The organism is Saccharopolyspora sp. ID03-671 (assembly GCF_045278815.1).
Classification (GTDB): Bacteria; Actinomycetota; Actinomycetes; order Mycobacteriales; family Pseudonocardiaceae; genus Saccharopolyspora; species Saccharopolyspora ipomoeae.
Window position 1 is genome coordinate 1,716,444 of the sequence record NZ_CP134054.1, and the last position, 15,770, is coordinate 1,732,213.

The window sequence follows — 15,770 nt, forward strand, 5'->3', positions numbered from 1 at the left end:
CCCTAGTTGGCAATCGGTGTCTGGATCGTGGTTCCGAAGAAGAACTGGTAGAGAATGGCCGCCGCCGCACTGACGATGATCATGTTGACCATCATCGATTTCGCGGTGTTGACGCCGACGCCGACCGGGCCGCCGGAGGCGGTGTAGCCGTAGTAGCAACCCACCAGCGTGACCATGGTGGCCAGCAGCATCGCCCAGATCAGGGCGTAGAGGAGGTCCACCGGTGCCTGGAAGGACCAGAAGATGTTCGAGTACGCACCCGGCGAGGTCGTGTCCAGCATCACCTGGGTGACCACCCACGAGCCGATGAACTGGAATCCAAGGCCGGTCACGAACAGGAACGGCGCGACGATCCACATCGCCCACAGCCGAGTCCCGGCCAGGTAGGCTCGAGAGTGGAAGCCCATCACTTCCAGGGCGTCGATCTCGTCGCTGATCCGCATGGAGCCGATCTCGGCGACGAAACCGCACCCGACCTTCGCCGCGAGGACCCAGCCCCACATCGAGGTTCCGTCAGCCTTGAGGTCGCCGACCGCGTTGAACACGCCAACGTAGTCCGATGCACCGACCTGGTTGAGGATGTAGCTGCCCTGCAGACCCGTTTCCCCACCGATCGCGAACATCATGAACCAGATGACCAGGCTGCTCGAACGAATGAGGATCGCAGCCTGCCGGATCACCTCGGAGAGGTAAAGCCCGATGGTGATCGGCATTTCCGCGAACACCCGGAAGCTGAACGAGGCGATGTTCCCGACGGTAGAACACGTCGAGGAAAAGACGATGGGCTGTTTCGGCTTCGCAGCCCCACGCCCGCCCAAGAGCTTGCGTGGTGACGGCTGCACGCTTTCCATGGCCATCCGGTATTCCTTATCTCAGCATCAGCAGGTCTGGGTTCAGCCCCTGTGCGATGGCGTTGAAGAAGAAGTTGAAGACCCACACCAGGGCGAAGCAGATGACGACCGCTTGATTGACCGCGCGTCCCACGCCTTCCGGACCGCCGCCGGCGTTGAGCCCCTTGAAGCTGCAGACCACGCCGATCAGCAAGCCGGTCAGCAAGGTCTTCAGCTCCGCACCCCAAACATCGGCCGCGTAGAGGTTGTGCGACATGCTGTCGATGTAGGCGGCGGTGGTGGTATCACCCAGAGCACCGACGGCCAGCAGGCCGAGGAGCACACCGACGAACGACGTCAGGAAGTTCAACATCGCGCACATGACCGCGGTCGCGATGACCCGCGGCAGCACCAGCATCCGGACCGGGTCCAGACCGAGAACCTTGAGCGCGTCGAGTTCCTCCCTGGCCTTCCGGGCACCGAGGTCGGAGGTGATGGACGTGCCGATGACGCCCGCCACCACCATCCCGACCATGAACGCGGCGATCTCACGGATGTCGGCCATGACCCAGAAGGCGCCCATGCGGTTAGCCGCGCCCAGCAGCACCAGGAGCCCGACACCCATGACCGTGATCAGGAACCCGAAGCCGGCCATCGAGAAGGTCGCCGGCCAGAAGCACAGTTTCAGCAGGGCGTACATCTCATCGACCGTCTCCTTCCAGTACCCGCGCGGGTACCGGACAGCGCTGTAGACGACCTTGCCGAGGAGCTGGCACATCTGGCCGACTTCCAGCACCACGTTTCGGGCCGGCCCCGGAACAGCACCGACCAACCGGTCGGAGGCGCGCGGCCGCCGTTGCGGCTGTTCGCTTTCTTCCACTGTGGTCATTCGTGCTCCCTAAAGGTCACCGCGACATCCCGTGAGCACGACGAACCGCGCCCGGTCAGAGGTGCTGATCCGTGGCGAAGCCGCGAGGGCCACAGTCGGCGGCTCAGCGCGCTCATCTACTTCACCGCATCGACCAGGTCTTCGCGCCCGGCGTCGCGCAGGATCTTCTCGTACGTCGCGAACAGCGGTTTGGTGATCGGCACGACCTTCATGACCGCCGACACCTTGCCGTGGTTGCGGATGTCCCCCTTGGCCATGGCCAGTGCGACGTTGACCTTTCCCAACCAGAACCGGTGCGCTACATCGGCTTTCATGTCGAGCTCGGCGTCGATGGGACGGGTGACCTTGGTCTGGTCGTTCTCGCCGAGCTGCACCACTCCCTCCCCGAAATCGATCACGATCGTCGACTCGGGATCGGTCTGGTTCAACTTGAGCACAGAACCAACCTTGCGGAGCTTGGGACCGAGTTCGGGGTCCTCCATGCTCACTTGGAAGATGCGGCCGAGGTACCGGTAGACCTCGGATTCGTCGTTGAATACGCCCATGATTCGCTTCCCTACCTAGAGTCCGGCGGCCGATTCAGCCGATGAGGGGTCCGGTCAGTCCTCGTGCAGCGAGATGGCTCGCTCCGGGCAGACGTCCACCGACTTGCGGGCGTCGTCCTGGTCCGCCTCGTCGACTTCGTCCACGAGCACGAAGGAGTTGCCGTCGTCGTCCACGTCGAACAGCTCCGGAGCGCGAGCGACGCACCTGGCGTGGCCCGAGCACTTGTCGAAATCGATGGAGATGCGCATCAGTTCCCGCTCCAGGCCTCGAACGTCACCGGCAGCTTCTTCACGCCCCAGGTGTTGCCGGTGTGCCACAGGGCCTCCTGCCCCGGAGTCACCTGGTATCGCGGCACCCGCCGCAAGAACTCCTGCAGGAAGACCTTCAGCTCCAGCCTCGCGAGGTGCGCTCCCAGGCACCGGTGGATCCCGGAGCCGAATCCGAGGTGACGGTTGGGCTGCCGGTCGAGCACGATCTCGTCCGGGTTCGCGAACTCCTCCGGGTCACGGTTCGCCGACGGCCACAGCAGGAGCAACCGGTCGCCCTCGTCGAACTCCTGTCCCGCGAAGGTGCACTTCTCGGTGACGTTGCGAGCGACTCCCGGCTGCGGCGGGATGTAGCGAACCAGCTCCTCGACGGCCAGGTCCAGCTTGTCCGGGTCATCGACGATCGCCTCCAGCTGCGTGCGCAGCTCGGGGTTCTCGGCGAACATCAGCAGCAGTCGGCTGAGCACGCTCGCCGTCGTGTCGAATCCGGCGGGCACCAGCACGAGGCAGAAGCCGAAGATCTCATCGTCCTCAAGGCGCTCACCGTCGACCTCTGCCTGGTCCAGGTCACTGATGAGGTCGGTGCCGTAGCCGTTGACACGGCGGTCCTCGAGCATCTCTGCGAAGTACTTGGTGCAGTTGAGGCCCGCTTCCATCGAGCGTTCCTGGTTGTCCTCGTCACTGGCCTCGGGGTCGGGCTGCAGCATGTAGAGAAACTGGTCCTTGAGCATGTCCCAGTCCTTCTCGGGCACGCCCAGGTAGAGCTCCAGAATCGCCCGGAGCGGCAGCGGGACGGCCACTTCCTTGGCCAGGTCCGCCTCAGTCGCGCCGACCAGGCCATCGATGATCTTGGTGACCATCTTCCGCATGAAGGGCTCGTTGGCCGCCACCGACTTCGGGCTGAACTGACGCCCGACCAGCGTCCGGTAGTTTCGGTGGTCCGGCGGGTCAGACTCGATCGGGATCATCGGGGTCGGGTTGCCGAACGGCGGAATCGTCACCGGGAAAGACGAGAACGTTTCCGGCTTGTGCGCCGCGTCGTAGACGTCCTGGTAACGCGACAGCGCGTAGAAACCACCGTGTTCCTCGCTGTGCGCGACAGGACAGGACTCCCGCATCTCCGTGAAGAGCTCGTGTGCGTTGTTCTGGGTGTCTTTGCTGTGCAAGCTGAACCGTCGGATCAGCTCGCGAATCTTGCTGTCATCCAGGCTTTTCGTCGTCGCCTGGCCCTTAACGCCGTCCGCAGCGCTCAAGATGACCGTCCTCTTCCGTGGTGGTTGTCCGACCGCGTCCCGGCTGCCGATGGGTGCCGGCGCACGGCGAAGACGGGCGACGGAAAGTCGCCGATCGATTCGTTGACGGGACTGGGGGTGCTTCTCGCCGATCCCGGTCCGCGGTCGGCGGACCGGAGGATCAGCATCCCGAGAGGCACCTCACATGTGACACACGCCGAAATCTAATACATCGGCATGAATTGCGTCAAGGCTCGTGTCGCATATCGACGCTCACGAAGCGACCCGGAAACCCGGTTGCGCCCCCGCAACGAGCCCACCTAGAGCTCTACGCCAGGCGGCTCGCACCCGGGGCGATCCTGCCTTGAAGTGCTACCGCACATCAGGATTACGCGACATGCGTTGCCAGTACACCTCAATCCGTGTAGTCCTATTGGTGCGCCGTTCGTGCAACACCGCGGCACCCTGAAACAGCAACGCCGCCGTGAGCCGCGCACCGAACGACCACGGCGCGTCCGCCTGGCTACTCCAACTAGAGTGGCCTTGCGCAGGTCCCGTCACCGATCGTGAGATCGGCGGCATTCCTGACACCGAGCAGCCGCCGGCCTGCACCCCCGCACGACCGGCGATCCGACGACCCGAAGGTCGACACTTCGGTCGACTGCGGAAGGACCCGTGATGGCCCAAGCAGGCGAAGGCGCATCAGCCAAGGGGCGTTCGGGCAAGCAGTCCACGCGGCCCGCGGTCACGACGGGAAGCGCTCGCTCCATGCTGATCACTGTGCTCGGCGAGCTGGTGCACCCGAACGACCAGCCGGTGTGGACCTCGTCGCTGCTGTACATGCTCGTCGGGATGGGCATCGAGCAGCGCACGGCCCGTCAAGCGATCAACCGCGCTGCGGCATCGGGATGGATCTCAGCGCAACGTCAGGGGCGCGAAGTGCGCTGGGAGCTCACCGACAGCGGGAAGCGCCTCATGGAGGACGGGGCCAAGCGCGTTTACTCGCTGCACGCCGACGCCGATCCGTGGGACGGCAACTGGTTGATCCTGCTGGTCACCATCCCGGATGCGCAGCGTTCGGTCCGCAAGTCCCTCTACACCGCGTTGGACTGGGAAGGTTTCGGCAACCCGACCCCCGGCGTCTGGGTCTCCCCTCACGTCGACCGCCAGCCCCGGGCGCAAAAGGTGATCGACGAACTCGAGCTGAGATCCTCGACCCTCGCCTTCGTCGGGAAGGCGAGCGCTATCGGGCAGACCGAGCAGGAGCTCGTCGAACTCTCCTGGGATCTCGACGAGGTCACCGCGAAGTACGAAGAGCTGCTGATCCGCTACAGCGGCCTGCAGCCGGCTCCCGGCGACCCGTTGCTGTTCACGCACGTCAAACTGACGAACGAGTGGCAACGGTTCCCCTTCATGGATCCGCAGCTGCCCGCCGAACTGCTGCCCAACTGGATCGGCAGACGCGCCGCCGTGCTGTTCCACCAGCTCCGAGAGGCCTGGTACGAAGACGCCCAGCAACGGTGGCGCGAAGTGGTCAAGGAAACCTCTCCCGGCTGAGTCCCTTTGCCCGCTCCCCTGGCGGCGAACGCGTTCAGGCGGTGGTGACTTGCGCAGCCACCACCGCCCGAACTTCTCCCGCATCCTCTTCGGATCAGACCAGCTTCAGAACCGGCTTGACCGCCTTGCCCGACTCAGCGTCCTCGCACGCCTTGTTGATGTCGGCGAAGTCGTAAGTGGAGATCAGCTTCTCGTAGGGGAAGCGCCCCTGCTTGTTCAGCTCGATCATCTGCGGGATGAACTCGTCCGGCCGCGCGTCGCCCTCGGTGACGCCGGTGATGGTTCGGCCGGCCATCAGCAGCTGGAGCATGTCGACCTGCACCTCGGTGCCGGCCGTGCCGAAGCCCAGCGTCGCGCAGGTCCCCTTCAACGCGAGGCAGTCGACGGCCTGCCGCACGACGGAGGTCACCGCGGTGGTGTCCACCGAGAAGTCAGCCCCTCGGCCGGTGATGCCTTGGATCTGGGCCACCACGTCATCGGTGGTCTTGGCGTTGATCGTGTGCGTGGCACCGAGCTCCTCCGCCAGGGCCAAGCGGTCCTGCACCAGGTCGACAGCGATGATCTTGGTGCAACCCGCGACCTTGGCCGCCATCAGCGCGGCGAGCCCCACGGCGCCGACCCCGAAGACCACCAGGCTGCTGCCGGCATGCGGCTTCAGCCTGTTGAGCACGGTGCCCGCACCGGTCTGAATGCCGCAGCCCAGCGGACCCACAGTGGACAGATCGGTCGACGGATCGAGCTTGACGGTGTTGCTCTCGATCGCGATCGCGTGCGTGGCGAACGAGGACTGGCTGAAGAAGAACCCGTTCACGTCACCGCCGGTTCCGTGCAGGGCGGTGGTGCCATCGAGGCGAGTACCGGCGACGTTGTGCATCACGAACTGCTCGCAGTAGCTCGGTTCGCCACGTCTGCACATGGTGCAGTTGCGGCACGCGCCGTAGCTCAGCACGACCTTGTCGCCCGGTTCGACCTTGGTGATGTTCTTGCCGACCGACTCCACTACACCAGCACCCTCATGTCCCAGCACGAGCGGCAACGGCACGGGCAGCCACTGGTTGCGCACACCGATGTCGGTGTGGCAGATACCGACGGAGTGGATCTTGACCAGGATCTCGTCGTCCCGGGGCGCGTCCAGTTCCAGCTCCTCGATCTGGAACGGCTGCTCGGCTTCACGGACGACCGCAGCGGTGACCTGCATGGATACTCTCCTCAAAAGATGAATGAAAGGGTGGCGGTTGCGGCGGCCAGGGAGGTAGATGGACTTCAACTCCTGGTAACCGGCGAGCGCTTCCGGCCCGAACTCGCGACCGATGCCGCTGTCCTTGACTCCGCCGAATGGGGCGTTGAGGTCGAGGACGTAGCCGTTGACACCGATCGTTCCGGTCTGCACCTCACCGGCCAGCCGCTTGGCCCGCTCAGGATCGGCGGACCACACGCTGCCGCCGAGCCCGTAGTCCGAGTCGTTCGCGATCTTCACGGCCTCGTCGTCGCCGTCGTACTTGATCACCGACAACACCGGGCCGAAGATCTCTTGCTGAGCGATCGTCGACGAGTTGTCGACATCGGCGAAGACGGTGGGCTCGACGAACCAGCCTCGGTCGATGTCCGCCGGGCGACCGCCGCCGAGCGCGAGCCGCGCGCCTTCAGAACGCCCCTTGGCGATGAAGCCCTCGACGCGCTCGCGGTGCTCGGCCGAGGCCAGCGGCCCGACCTGGGTGGACGCGTCCAGCGGGTCGCCGACCTTGAGCCCGCCCATCCAGCCGGTCAGAGCGTCGACGACCTCGTCGTACCGGCTCGCCGGAGCCAGGATTCGGGTGCAGGCCATGCAGGTCTGCCCGTTGTTGGCCAGCGACGCGAAGTACAGGCCCTCGGTGACCTTGTCCAGGTCAGCGTCATCGAGGATGACGGCAGCGGACTTCCCACCGAGCTCGAGGCTGACCGGACGCAGTAGACGCCCGCAGGCCTCCCCGATCGCACGGCCCGCCGCGGTCGATCCGGTGAAGGCCACCTTGTCGACCCCGGGATGGCTGACCAGGTACGCGCCCAGCTCCCGGCCACCGGGGACCCAGTTGATGACACCGGGCGGGATTCCGGCTTCCTCCGCGGCCTCGGCAACGATGAAGCAGTCGAGCACCGTTCCCGGGGAGGGCTTGAGAACGATCGTGCACCCGGCCGCCAACGCCGGGCCGATCTTGGTGGCCGCCAACACCACGGGGTAGTTCCAGGGCACGATGCCGGCCACGACGCCGACCGGCGATCGCTGCACCAGCGTGTCGAATCCCAGCGGCGACGGACGCCGCTCCTCGAACTCGGCGGAGGTGGCCAGGGCCGCGTAGTAGCGCAGCAGCGCCACGACGTAACCGCCCTCGAACTGCTCGCTCAGGCTCAGCGGCATCCCGTTCTGCTGGCTCACCGTGCGGGTCAACTGGTCGGAGCGCTTCTCCAGCGCGTCCGCGAACCTGTTGAGCACCTCTGCCCGCTCAGCCGGCGACGTCTTGGCCCATCCCGACTCGTCGAACGCCCGCCTAGCTGCATCGACGGCGCGGTCCACGTCCGCGTTGGCGGCCTCCGGCACGCTGCCCAGCGACCCCTCGGTCGTCGCGTTGACCACCTGAATCCGGCGGTCGGTCGTGGGTGGGACCCAAGTTCCGTCGATGAAAAGACTGTCATGGACCACTGCCATGGTCAGCTCCTTTGCCGTGACCGTTGAAAATGGCGCGAAATCAGCGCCGGAAGGCGGGTCGACCGTCTGCGAAACCGGTGGTGACCCTGCTCACCGACAAGGTAGGCGAGGACGAACGCATTAGTCAACACACATCGGCATCCAGTCCACTTTTGAGTAGCATTTACACCCTTGAACTGGTCTTTCAAGTGCGAAGACAGCCGGACAACGCACGACACAGGATCGGGAATCATCCGTCGGTACGAGGTGCGGGCGCCGACCGGAGTCAGCGCGCCTTTCGCCGAGCCAGCAGGTCGAGCGCCTCCTGCCAGCCGGCCCCTCGGGCGATCAAACGCTGGGACTTCGCGCTGTGCCCCGGGTTGTTCATGGTGAAGGCGCCGACCACGCGATCCTCTTTGCGGTACAACGCGGTGAACCGGGCCGATTCGAGGTCACCTGCGGCGACGTGGACCTCATCGATCCCTTCAGCGACCCCGACGAACTGCATCTTCCGGTCGTAGCAGTCCGACCAGAAGTACGGCACCTCGTCGTAGCGCGACGCCGAATCCGGGGCGACGGCGTTGCTGGCCGCCAGCGCTCCCTGCTCCGCCGCATTCGTCCAGTGCTCGACTCGCAACGAACGACCGAAGCGCTCGCTTGGCCAACGGGCGACATCACCCGCCGCGTAGACACCGGGCACCCCGGCGTTCAGCGTTTCGTCACAAGCGATTCCGTCGTCCACGTCGAGCCCGGACGAACGCAGCCAGTCCGTCGCCGGACTGGCGCCGATGCCCACCACGACCAGGTCAACGTCGAGCACCGTGCCGTCGGAGAGATCGACCTGCTCGACCCGATCGGAGCCGGTCACTCCGGTGACCGTGATGCCACACCGCACGTCCACGCCGTTTTCCTCGTGCAGCCGGGCCACCGCCGAACCGACCTCGGCGCCGACCGCGCGCACGAGCGGGGTGGGTAGCGATTCCACCAGTGTCACCGGCAATCCTCGCCGTCTCGCCGCGGCTGCGACCTCCGAACCGATGAAACCGCCGCCCACGATCAGCGTCCGAGCCCCGGCTTCGAGGGCGTGCCGGATCGCACGAGCATCGTTCAGCGTCCGCAGGGCGTGCACGCCCCGCAGGCCTTCCGCGCCGGGCAACGAACGCGCAGCGGCACCGGTCGCGATCACCAGGGCGTCGAATTCGATCGCGCCGTCGCCGACGACCACGCTGCGCCCTGCGATGTCCAGTGCGGACGCTCGCCGCCCCAGGCAAAGGTCGACCTCGAAGGCCGAGAACTGCCCTTCATCCCAGTGCAACGCGGCATCCGGCACGCCATCAGGGTTCAGGAAGTCCTTCGACAGCGGTGGCCGGTCGTAGGGAAGGTGCGACTCGTCCCCGATGAGCGTGATGCGCCCCTGATGCCCGGCCTTCCGGGCGGATTCCACCGCGCGCAGCCCGGCGAGCGAGGCTCCGACCACGACCAGGTTTCCGGTGCTCATGAGAACTCCCGCAAGCGATATTTGACAGAAATGACCCTGAAGTGCCTCACACTGTATAGTTTATGCAGAGATCGAGGCGCCTGGAAAGCTCGATCTACATTTCATACCGCTGAATCGCCTCAGATGTAGTGCTTCTAGCGGCCGTTGTCCAACGCGCAGCCCCGGAGGACCGCATGACCGACACGACGCCCGAATTCGACCAGGTGGCGAGCCTCCCCACGGTGAACGAGGGCACCGTCACCCCGGAGTTCATCGACCTCAACGGGCACATGAACATCCTGCACTACCTGGATCACCTGGCCTGGGGCGCAGACACGATCTGCAGCAACGCCGGCATCGACGTCGAGTACCGGCAGCAGCGCCGGATGGGCGTGTTCGCCGCGGAACACCACCTGAACTACTACCGCGAGCTCCGCGAAGGGGAGAAGTTCTCGGTGCACGTCCGGCCGGTCGAGCGCACCGACAAGGCACTGCACCTCGTCGCGCTGCTGCTCGACCGCACCAACGACAGGCTCGCCTGCACGCTCGAAACGATCCTGGTGCACGTCGACCTGGACACGCGACGCGCGACTCCCATCCCCACGGACATCGCCACAGACCTGAACCGGGAATTCGCGGCGTACGCCGACGTGAACTGGCCAGCACCGGTATGCGGAGCAATGCGCTTGCGCAACTGAGCCCAGCGTGAACACTCGTTCCCCGTGGACGCGAGGAAGAGCTTCTGCGAGGCAGCCGTTGTCGGCATATTTCGCTTCTCCTCAGCGCATGCACTTCGCGCGTTGACCCCTCGTGTGGCCGCACGCACTCCAAGGCGTTGAAAACGATCGTTCACAGGAGTAGCTTCCTGAGCAACGCCGGTCGGCCGGATTCGTCCCGGCCGACCTGGCCTCCAAACCCACCTATCCGGAGAGCCCTCCAGAGCAGAAGGGACGTCGAAGGCTCATGAACGCGTTCACCGACGTGTCCTACGAGGTCGACAACGGCCTCGCATGGATCACCATCAACCGGCCCGACCGCTACAACTCCTTCCGCGCGAAGACGGTCGATGAACTGGTCAAGGCGTTCAAGCACGCCTGGGCCGACAACGAGGTCGGAGTCATCTGCCTCACCGGAGCCGGCGAGAAGGCCTTCTGCACCGGCGGCGACCAGAAGCAGCGCATGGAAACCGGTGATTACGGCCCGTCCGACAGCGGCCTGTTCGAGGTCGAGGCGCTGCACCGGGTCATCCGCGACGTCCCGAAGCCCGTCATCGCCGGCGTCAACGGCTTCGCCATCGGCGGCGGTCACGTGCTGCACCTGCTGTGCGACCTGACCATCGCCGCCGACACCGCGCGCTTCGGCCAGAACGGCCCGCGCGTCGGCTCGTTCGACGCCGGACTCGGAACCGGATTCCTGGCCAGGGCGATCGGTGAGAAGCGCGCCCGCGAGGTCTGGTTCCTGTGCCGGCAGTACAGCGCCGAGCAGGCGGAAGCGTGGGGCCTGGTCAACAAGATCGTGCCCGCCGCCGAGCTGAAGGACGAGGTCCGCTCCTGGGCCGACGAGATCCTGAAGCTCTCCCCGACCGCGCTGAAGGTGCTCAAGCAGTCGATGAACGCCGACACCGAGCACTTCGTCGGCCTCGGTCAGATGGCCTACACCAGCCTTCGCCTGTTCGGCGAGTCCGACGAGGCCAAGGAAGGCATCACCGCGTTCAACGAGAAGCGCTCCCCCGACTTCGGCAAGTACCGCAGCGCCTGAGGCTCTGAGGCGACGAAACGCGGCTGGGAACCCGAATTTCCATCTGGGTTCCCAGCCGCGTTTCCGTGTGTCCAAGGGACTGCGCAGGCAACTCCGCCCGTGCGGAGAGCACCTGAGCTCTCCGCACGGGCGAACGATCACCTACCTGCGTTCGAGCTGGCCAGGGCACCCTTCATGCTGGTGATCACCGCCCGGGTCGCGTCTTCGGCCTGATCGGGCGTCAGGCCCCAGGGAGGCACGGTGATGTTCAGGTGGTCGTAACCGACAGCGTGCTTGGCGACCCGCTCCGGGACCTCGTTCGGCGTGCAGGCGACGCCCAGCTGATCGATCGCGCCGTCTGGGACAGCTGCGATCAGCGCCTCGTCGTCGCCCTGCCGGGCGGCGTCGCGGATCTTCTCCTGCGCCTCGGCCCAGCCGTGCATCGCGAAGAGCCGGTCGTAGACGCGGGAGGCGGCGTACTGGCCGATCGCGAAGGCCAAGCGGCGCCTGGCGAGCTCCTCGTCCTCGTCGACCGAGCACATCACCATGCCCATCAGCTTCACATCCCCGATGGAGCGCTCAGCCGCCGCGACGCCGGCCGCCAGTTCGGGCCGGACCAGTTCGTCGATGTACTTCGCGCTGAACATCGGGTGCCCCACCAGGCCATCGGCCACCTTGCCCGCAGCGCGGACCATCCGCGGGTTGACCCCGGCAGTCCAGATCGGCAGGCGTTCACGATACGGCGGTGAAACGTCGGCGGTCGGAACGACGTGCACCTTGTAGAACCTGCCGTCGTGGTGCACCGGCCCCTCGTGCAACCGCCAGAGCTTGCGCAACACCTCGATCAGCTCTTCCATGCGCACCGCGGGAGCCGAACCGTCCACGCCGTGCCAGTTCTCCATCATCTTCGGTGTGCCGTTGCCCAGGCCGAGGATGATCCGTCCACCGGACAGTTCCTCCAGGTCACGGGCCTCCGCCGCCCACATCAGCGGGGTACGACCCACGCCGTAGGCGATGTTCGACCCGATCGCGACGCGATCGGTGGCCATCGCGATCGCCGCCATCGGCACGGTCGCCGACCGGCTGTAGAGCTCGCCGTTCCACACGGCCTCGAAACCCGCCTGCTCGGCGGCGACGGCGATCTCCGTCGCGCGCCGAAATCGCTCGGGACCGTAGCCGCCGTTGAAAATCGTCAATCCGTACATGGGAAACCTCCTGACCCGCGACGGCCGCCCGGCCACAGCGCGAGAACGATCGTTCCGGGATGCAGCGCTCAGGCGAAGTTCGGCCGACGCTTCTCCAAGAAGGCGCTGATGCCCTCCTTCGCCTCTCCGTCCTCGAAGAGACCCTGCACTTGCGCCACCTCGTAGGCGAGCCCCTCGTCCAGCGGCATGTCGAACGCCGCACCGACCGTGCGGATCACGGCCTGCTGGGCGGGCAGGGACGCCCCGCAGAGCTCTGCGGCCAGCTGCAGGGCGGTCTCCTCCGCGCGCCCCGCTTCCACCCGCCGGTCGAGCAGACCCATGACCTGCGCCTCGTCCGCCTCGACCTGGCGACCGGTGAGCATGATGTCCAGTGCGCGTCCGCGGCCGACAAGCCTGGGCAACCGCTGAGTGCCGCCCGCGCCCGGGATCAGCCCGAGCTTGACCTCGGGGAGCCCGAACTTCGCCTCGGCGCCGCCCACGCGCAGCGAGCAGGCCATCGCCAGTTCGAGTCCGCCGCCCAGGGCGACTCCCTCGACGGCGGCGATGGTGATCTTGTTCGCGGCGGCCAGGCGGTCCAGGACCCCGCGCAGGGAGTCCCCGTACGCCGTGAAGGCAGCACCGTCGGCCTTGGACATGTGCTTGATGTCCGCGCCCGCCGCGAAGAAGCCCGCGACGCTCGAACCCACGACGACGACCTTGATCGCGTCGTCGGCCTCGGCTTCGTCCATGGCCTTGTTCAGTCCATCGATGATGGGCGTGCCGAGGGCGTTGGCGGGCGGACGCTGCAAGGTCACCCGCAGCACGTTCTTCCCGACACGCTCCGCGACCACAGCGTTCACAACGGTTTCCGACATCGCGCAGACCTCTCCAATTCGGTTGGGAACAGCCACCTGCGTCACGGGCGTCGTGGGAAGCGCGCGAAGTCGGGAGAACGCTTCTCCCGGTACGCCTCGCGCCCCTCCCGGGCCTCGTCGGTGGCGTAGAAGAGCAGATTCGTGTCGTGGGCGAGCTGCTGGATGCCGGCCATCCCGTCCTCGGCAGCGTGGAAGCTGGCCTTGAGCAAGCGGAGCGCGAACGGCGAGAGCTCGAGCATCTCGCGGCACCACGCCACGGTCTCCTCCTCGAGATCAGCGACCGGTACCACGGTGTTGACCAGACCCATCGCCAGCGCTTGCTCGGCGTCGTACTGGCGGCAGAGGAACCAGATCTCCTTGGCCTTCTTGAAGCCGACGAGCTGCGCCAGCAGGCCAGCGCCGAATCCCCCGTCGAACGAACCGACTTTCGGGCCGGTCTGGCCGAACCGCGCGTTGTCGGCGGCGATGGACAGGTCGCAGATCAGGTGCAGCACCTGGCCGCCCCCGATGGCGTACCCGGCGACCATGGCCACCACGGGTTTGGGGAGCCTGCGGATCTGCACCTGCAGATCGGTCACGTGGAAGCGTCCGACCGCGGCTTTCGCGCCGGAATCGCTCAGGTAGCCGGTATCGCCGCGAACCCGCTGGTCACCCCCGGAGCAGAACGCCTGCTCGCCCTGACCGGTCAGCACGATCACGCCGACCGAGGGGTCCTCTCGGGCGTGCACCAGCGCGTCGGAGATCTCGACGAGCGTCTCGGGGCGGAACGCGTTGCGCACCTCCGGGCGGCAGATCGTGATCTTCGCGATGCCTTCGCCGTCGTGCTCGTAAGCGATGTCCTCGTACTCGCGAACCGGCTCCCAGCGGACGCTCCTCCGCAGCCCTTCACCCTTGGTCAACGCCCGCGCTCCGTTTCACCGTCGTGCCGGGACCGCACCATTGCGATCGCACTCCACCCCACGCCACGACGCCGGACGGAGCAGCTCTTTGGACTTACTGTAACAACGGACAGACCAAACAGTCCACGATTCGCGGAACGATCGTTCACAGCGATGTGCTAGCTTCTCCAGGTGGACAGGGACCGCAAGATCTTGGACGCGGCGGCCGTGGCCTTCTACGAGAAGGGCTTTCACGGCGTCGGGGTCGATGAACTCGGCAAGCGGGCGGGGCTGAGCGGCCCGACGCTGTACCGGCACTTCTCCAGCAAGGACGAAATCCTCGCCGCGCTGTTCAACGAGGCGATGGACGAGCTGGTCAGCGCCACCGCGATGGTCCACGACGACCCGTTCAAGGACCTCGACAGGCTCATCCGGCATCACGTCGACTACGCGGTGCGCAAGCGGCAGCTGGTCAACGTCTACCAGCGCGAGGACCGCTCGCTCGCCGAGCCGTGGAAGCGGCACTTCACGCATCGCCGCAAGCAGTACGTGGCGCGGTGGGAAGCCGTTGTGAGCCGTTGCGTTCCCGGTGTCGGAGAGCAGCAGGTCGCCGCTCTCACTCAGTCTTGCCTGGGAATGATCTTCTCGATCGCCTACTGGCCACCTCAGACGGTGGCGACGCCCTCGCTGGCCGACCTGGTCGTCGATCTCGCCAGCAAGGGCCTCGCGGCGATGGATCTGAGCTGAACCGGGGCGTCAGGACCGCACGGCAACCGCGGCCTTGGCCGTCACGACCGGGTCGGAGCCGCGGGACGCCGTGAGCGTCAGCTGCGCTTCCGAGTGGCCCCCGTTCTCGGTGATGGCCACGACCTCCCCGCTGAGTTCGAGCACGTCACCTGGCTGCACGGCAGCCTGGAACCGCACTTCGTACTCCCGCAGGTGCTCGACGCCGCACCAGTCGGTCAACCAGGCACCGAGGATTCCGGCCTGCATCTGCCCCATCGCGATGGGGATGGCGAAGCCGGCCTTGCGGGCGAACTCCGGGTCGTGGTGCAGCGGGTTGAAATCCCCACCCGCACCGGCGAAGCGCACGATGTCGGTCTGCGTCAGCGGGCCGATCTCGCGGGCCGGAATGCGATCGCCCACCGCGGCCGTCACTGGGTGTCTCATCGCTGAACCCCCTTCTCGATCAGCGTTTCCCGCTGCGTCACGACCGTCGCGCCATCAGCGTCGACGTAGTGGGTCTCGAGCGTGATCAGACGCATCGAACCGCCACGTTTGCCCTCGCGTCGTTCGTCACCGACCACGCGGCGCACACCGCGCACCGCGTCGCCGACCCGCAACGGCCGGGCGTAACGCCACTTCACCGAGCCGACAACGATCCGTTCCAGCGCCACGCCCAGCCGATCCACCAGCGCGCGCTGGTGGCGCTGGTGCCCGGCGACCACGACGTGGGTCGGGGTCGCCAGGACGCTGCCGAAACCCGCATCCCGCGCCGCCTCGGATCCTGTGTGCACCGGATCCCGCGCGAACGTGGCCTTCGCGAACTCGGCGACCTTGCCGCGCTCCACCTCGAACTCGACCTCGTCCACGACCAGCCCGACCAGCGATCCGCCCACCGCGTCCCTCTTCCTCGG

The 15,770-nt window shown here is 66.3% G+C and carries 16 protein-coding genes; 4 read left to right on the plus strand and 12 right to left on the minus strand.

Going from position 1 to position 15,770, the window contains the following annotated elements:
* Window positions 1-2 precede the first annotated feature (2 nt).
* From REH65_RS08050 to REH65_RS08070, 5 genes are all read right to left on the minus strand, one after another.
* The gene (locus REH65_RS08050) at window positions 3-857 is read right to left on the minus strand and encodes an ABC transporter permease (RefSeq protein ID WP_406691933.1); all 855 of its coding nucleotides are present in this window, start codon (window positions 855-857) and stop codon (window positions 3-5) included.
* Between the two features lie 10 nt (window positions 858-867).
* Window positions 868-1,719: an MlaE family ABC transporter permease gene (locus tag REH65_RS08055; RefSeq protein ID WP_406691934.1), complete on the minus strand. Its 852-nt coding sequence runs from the start codon at window positions 1,717-1,719 to the stop codon at window positions 868-870.
* 116 nt (window positions 1,720-1,835) lie between these two features.
* Window positions 1,836-2,201 carry an SCP2 sterol-binding domain-containing protein gene (locus tag REH65_RS08060; protein ID WP_406693120.1) on the minus strand — a complete coding sequence of 122 codons (366 nt, stop codon included), beginning with the start codon at window positions 2,199-2,201 and terminating at the stop codon, window positions 1,836-1,838.
* Window positions 2,202-2,318: 117 nt separating this feature from the next.
* Window positions 2,319-2,513 carry a ferredoxin gene (locus REH65_RS08065; RefSeq protein ID WP_406691935.1) on the minus strand — a complete coding sequence of 65 codons (195 nt, stop codon included), beginning with the start codon at window positions 2,511-2,513 and terminating at the stop codon, window positions 2,319-2,321.
* Window positions 2,513-3,697: a cytochrome P450 gene (locus tag REH65_RS08070; protein WP_406691936.1), complete on the minus strand. Its 1,185-nt coding sequence runs from the start codon at window positions 3,695-3,697 to the stop codon at window positions 2,513-2,515. The genes REH65_RS08065 and REH65_RS08070 overlap by 1 nt, the downstream gene beginning before the upstream one ends.
* Window positions 3,698-4,531: 834 nt before the next feature.
* Here REH65_RS08070 and REH65_RS08075 point away from each other — a divergent pair.
* Complete coding sequence (locus REH65_RS08075) at window positions 4,532-5,320, plus strand: PaaX family transcriptional regulator C-terminal domain-containing protein (RefSeq protein WP_406693121.1); 789 nt, start codon at window positions 4,532-4,534, stop codon at window positions 5,318-5,320.
* 94 nt (window positions 5,321-5,414) lie between these two features.
* Here REH65_RS08075 and REH65_RS08080 read toward each other — a convergent pair whose 3' ends face one another.
* Both REH65_RS08080 and REH65_RS08085 read right to left on the minus strand, forming a co-directional pair.
* Window positions 5,415-8,003, minus strand: coding sequence for an aldehyde dehydrogenase family protein (locus REH65_RS08080; protein WP_406691937.1), 2,589 nt, complete (start codon window positions 8,001-8,003; stop codon window positions 5,415-5,417).
* A 265-nt stretch (window positions 8,004-8,268) separates the two neighbouring features.
* Window positions 8,269-9,480, minus strand: a complete 1,212-nt coding sequence (locus REH65_RS08085) for an NAD(P)/FAD-dependent oxidoreductase (protein WP_406691938.1) — start codon at window positions 9,478-9,480, stop codon at window positions 8,269-8,271.
* Between the two features lie 173 nt (window positions 9,481-9,653).
* Here REH65_RS08085 and REH65_RS08090 point away from each other — a divergent pair, with 173 nt between their 5' ends.
* Both REH65_RS08090 and REH65_RS08095 read left to right on the plus strand, forming a co-directional pair.
* Window positions 9,654-10,157, plus strand: a complete 504-nt coding sequence (locus tag REH65_RS08090) for a thioesterase family protein (protein WP_406691939.1) — start codon at window positions 9,654-9,656, stop codon at window positions 10,155-10,157.
* 265 nt (window positions 10,158-10,422) lie between these two features.
* Window positions 10,423-11,217: an enoyl-CoA hydratase-related protein gene (locus REH65_RS08095; RefSeq protein WP_406691940.1), complete on the plus strand. Its 795-nt coding sequence runs from the start codon at window positions 10,423-10,425 to the stop codon at window positions 11,215-11,217.
* 137 nt (window positions 11,218-11,354) lie between these two features.
* On the opposite strand, the gene REH65_RS08100 is transcribed toward REH65_RS08095, so the two are convergent.
* The 3 genes from REH65_RS08100 to menB all read right to left on the minus strand — a co-directional run bounded on the left by REH65_RS08100 (window position 11,355) and on the right by menB (window position 14,154).
* Window positions 11,355-12,401, minus strand: a complete 1,047-nt coding sequence (locus REH65_RS08100) for an LLM class flavin-dependent oxidoreductase (protein WP_406691941.1) — start codon at window positions 12,399-12,401, stop codon at window positions 11,355-11,357.
* Window positions 12,402-12,469: 68 nt separating this feature from the next.
* Window positions 12,470-13,255, minus strand: a complete 786-nt coding sequence (locus REH65_RS08105; RefSeq protein WP_406691942.1) for an enoyl-CoA hydratase/isomerase family protein — start codon at window positions 13,253-13,255, stop codon at window positions 12,470-12,472.
* Window positions 13,256-13,296: 41 nt separating this feature from the next.
* Window positions 13,297-14,154, minus strand: a complete 858-nt coding sequence (gene menB, locus REH65_RS08110; RefSeq protein ID WP_406691943.1) for a 1,4-dihydroxy-2-naphthoyl-CoA synthase — start codon at window positions 14,152-14,154, stop codon at window positions 13,297-13,299.
* A gap of 171 nt (window positions 14,155-14,325) precedes the next feature.
* Between menB and REH65_RS08115 the strand changes: the two genes are divergently transcribed.
* Window positions 14,326-14,880 (plus strand): TetR/AcrR family transcriptional regulator, encoded by a 555-nt coding sequence (locus REH65_RS08115; RefSeq protein ID WP_406691944.1) that lies wholly within the window; start codon window positions 14,326-14,328, stop codon window positions 14,878-14,880.
* A gap of 9 nt (window positions 14,881-14,889) precedes the next feature.
* Here REH65_RS08115 and REH65_RS08120 read toward each other — a convergent pair whose 3' ends face one another.
* Entirely contained in the window at window positions 14,890-15,303 is a 414-nt protein-coding gene (locus tag REH65_RS08120) for a MaoC/PaaZ C-terminal domain-containing protein (RefSeq protein WP_406691945.1), read from the minus strand.
* A complete protein-coding gene (locus tag REH65_RS08125; protein ID WP_406691946.1) occupies window positions 15,300-15,752 on the minus strand; it encodes a MaoC family dehydratase N-terminal domain-containing protein in 453 nt (150 codons plus the stop codon). The genes REH65_RS08120 and REH65_RS08125 overlap by 4 nt, the downstream gene beginning before the upstream one ends.
* Between the last annotated feature and the right edge of the window lie 18 nt (window positions 15,753-15,770).